At 63.6% G+C, this 2,646-nt stretch carries 2 protein-coding genes and 1 pseudogene; 1 reads left to right on the top strand and 2 read right to left on the bottom strand.

Annotation, left to right across the window (positions count from 1 at the left end):
• Positions 1-527, bottom strand: a pseudogene (locus tag QZY06_RS06365) (hypothetical protein); the annotation flags it as partial.
• Between the two features lie 171 nt (positions 528-698).
• Here QZY06_RS06365 and epmA point away from each other — a divergent pair.
• On the top strand, positions 699-1,682 hold the full coding sequence (gene epmA / locus QZY06_RS06360; RefSeq protein ID WP_295681730.1) for an EF-P lysine aminoacylase EpmA: 984 nt from the start codon (positions 699-701) through the stop codon (positions 1,680-1,682).
• Here the strand turns inward: epmA and QZY06_RS06355 are convergent.
• Positions 1,679-2,464 (bottom strand): TSUP family transporter, encoded by a 786-nt coding sequence (locus QZY06_RS06355; protein WP_295681727.1) that lies wholly within the window; start codon positions 2,462-2,464, stop codon positions 1,679-1,681. The genes epmA and QZY06_RS06355 overlap by 4 nt on opposite strands.
• Positions 2,465-2,646 lie beyond the last annotated feature (182 nt).

Here is a 2,646-nt window from a genome sequence, read left to right as displayed (position 1 = left end):
GGTGCTGCTGGCGGCGTTGCCGCTGCTGGCTCCGGGGCTGGCGCCGGCGCTGCTGGCGTCGGCGTCGGGGCGGGAGCTACTGACTGCTTTTTTTTTTCGACAGCCGCTGCCTTGGTGGCAGGCTTCGGCGCGGCCTTGACCACGGCCTTCTTGGCTGCCGCGACCGGCTTCGCAACCGCTTTCTTGGCGGCCGGCTTGGCGACTGGAGCAACTGCCTTCTTCACCGTTGCAATCGTCTTCTTGACGGCGACGGTCGCTTTCTTCACGACGGCAGCCGCTTTCTTGAGCACAGGCGCCGGCGCAGCTTTCTTCTTGACGGCAGCCTTGGTGACAGCTTTCTTGGCCGGTGCGGCCTTCTTCACGGCAGCCTTCTTCGCCGGCGCAGCTTTCACGGCGACCTTCTTCACGGCTTTCTTGACTGCCGGAGCGGATGGCTTGGCAGTCGCTTTCTTGGCGACTTTGGCCGCCGGCTTGGCAACGGCTTTTTTCGCTACGGGCTTCGCCGCAGCTTTACTGACGGGCTTCACGGCTGACTTGCTGACACTGGACTTGCTCGCCGGTTTAGACACGGGCTTGGCTTTTGATGCAGTCTTTTTGGTCGCCACCAGCTTCTCCTGCAGCACTGTCGTGTGGGTAAAATCGGACGAACGCAGCCTTCCGATAGCGCCGCGTTATAGCACCCACCCCAATAGGCGTCAATGAAATCCAAGCCCATGTGGCAGCCTCGTGCGAGCCTCGAAACGCTGCGCCTGCGCGCACTTCTGATGCAGCGCCTGCGCAGCTTTTTCGCCGGGCACGACGTGCTGGAAGTGGAGACGCCGGTGCTGTCCCGTGCCGCTACAGTCGATCCGCAGATCGACAGCTTTTCCAGCCGCCTCCCGGGCGGCGATGAACGCTGGCTGCAGACCTCGCCGGAGTTCGCGATGAAGCGGCTGCTGGCCGCCGGCAGCGGGCCGATCTTTCAGATTGCGCGGGTGTTTCGGGTTGATGAGAGCGGGCGCTTTCACAACCCCGAGTTCACGATGCTGGAATGGTATCGGCCGGGGTTCGATCACCATCGCCTGATTGATGAATGCGAAGCGCTGCTGGCAGCGCTGGGCGGGCCGGCGTCGTGCGCGCGGCTGAGTTATCGCGACGCGTTTGCCCACTACGCCGGGATCGATCCGTTTCTGGCTTCGCTGACCGAGCTTGAAACACGCTGCGCGCAAGCGATCGGGCCGCTGCCTTCCATCGAAGGCGCCGATGCTGAGCCATCCGCAGCCCGGGATTTCCTGCTTGATCTGTTGATGAGCCATGTCGTTGGCCCACAACTGGGACGTGATCGTCCGGAGTTCCTGATCGATTTTCCGGCTTCGCAGGCGGCGCTGGCGAAGGTCCGCCGCGACGTCGAGCCGCCGGTCGCCGAGCGTTTCGAGCTGTTCTGGCAGGGGATCGAGCTGGCGAACGGTTTCCATGAGCTGACCGATGCCGCCGAGCAGCAGCGGCGCTTCGAAGCCGATCAAGCCCGCCGCGCTTCCAGAGGACAGCCGGTGCCGCCATACGACCCGCATCTGATCGCCGCACTCGAACACGGCTTGCCGCCCTGTGCCGGTGTCGCAGTCGGGCTGGATCGGCTGCTGATGTTGCTGCTCGGCCTGCCGCATATCGGCGACGGGCTGGCCTTCGATGATGAACGCGCTTAAGTCCGAACGATGTCCCAGCCGAAGCGCGCAATCAGCACCGTGACCACGACGATGAACAGCACTCTCACGAAGCCGCTGCCTTTGGCGATCGCCAGCCGCGATCCCAGCCACGAGCCGGCAACGTTGAAGATCGCCATCGGAATCGCGTAGGCGTACAGCACGCTGCCATTGGCAACGAAGTAGGCGAGTGCCGCGAAGCTGGTGATCGTGTTCACCGCTTTCGCCGAGGCCGAAGCGGCCAGGAAGCTGAAGCCAAACAGGCCGACGAAGGCGAAGATCAGAAAGCTGCCGGTGCCGGGGCCGAAGAAGCCGTCGTAGAAACCGACGATCGCGCCGATCGCGAGGCCAGTCAGCAGCTGCTGGCGATCATTCAGCCGCGGCGCATGCAGCTTGCCGAAATCCTTCTTCCACAAGGTGTAGGCGAGCACCGCGACCATCATCACCAGGATTAGCGGCTTCAGTTCCGCGTTGCCGATCAGGCTGACGGTGCGAGCGCCAAGAAACGAGGCCAGCGCCGCCACGGCGCCGGCGGGCAGTACCACTTTCCAGCTGATCGGCACGTGGCGCGCGTACTGCAGCGTGGCGCTTGCCGTGCCCCAGATCGCGGCGAATTTATTAGTGCCGAGAATCACTGCCGGCGACAGCTGCGGCAGCAGCACGAACAACGCCGGAATCTGGATCAGCCCGCCGCCGCCGACCACGGAATCGATGAAGCCGGCGAGAAACGCGAAGCCGCAGAGCGCAATCAGCGTCGGCGTCAGCAGCTCCGCGAGTTCAGTCACGCGCGGCGATCAACCCAGAGCAGTTGGTCACAGCAGCTTGCTGACCGCTCCCGGAATCTTGTAACGCTTGTCGGCGAGCAGCTTGTTTAGGATCTGGGTAAGCCAGGCGCGTGAAGCGGTGAAGCTTTTCAGCTTGATATAGCGCGCCTCGCCTTCGCTTTCGATCTCGTAGCGTTCGACGG

Origin of the sequence: uncultured Nevskia sp. (assembly GCF_903885465.1) — a bacterium.
GTDB lineage: Bacteria > Pseudomonadota > Gammaproteobacteria > Nevskiales > Nevskiaceae > Nevskia.
Note: the sequence above shows the minus strand (reverse complement) of the source record. Positions and strands in the feature narration are given on the sequence as shown.

What these genes read in the sequence shown, in the direction of transcription:
- epmA (WP_295681730.1), top strand. Translation starts at nt 699, where the DNA reads ATGAAATCCAAGCCCATGTGGCAGCCTCGTGCGAGCCTCGAAACGCTG.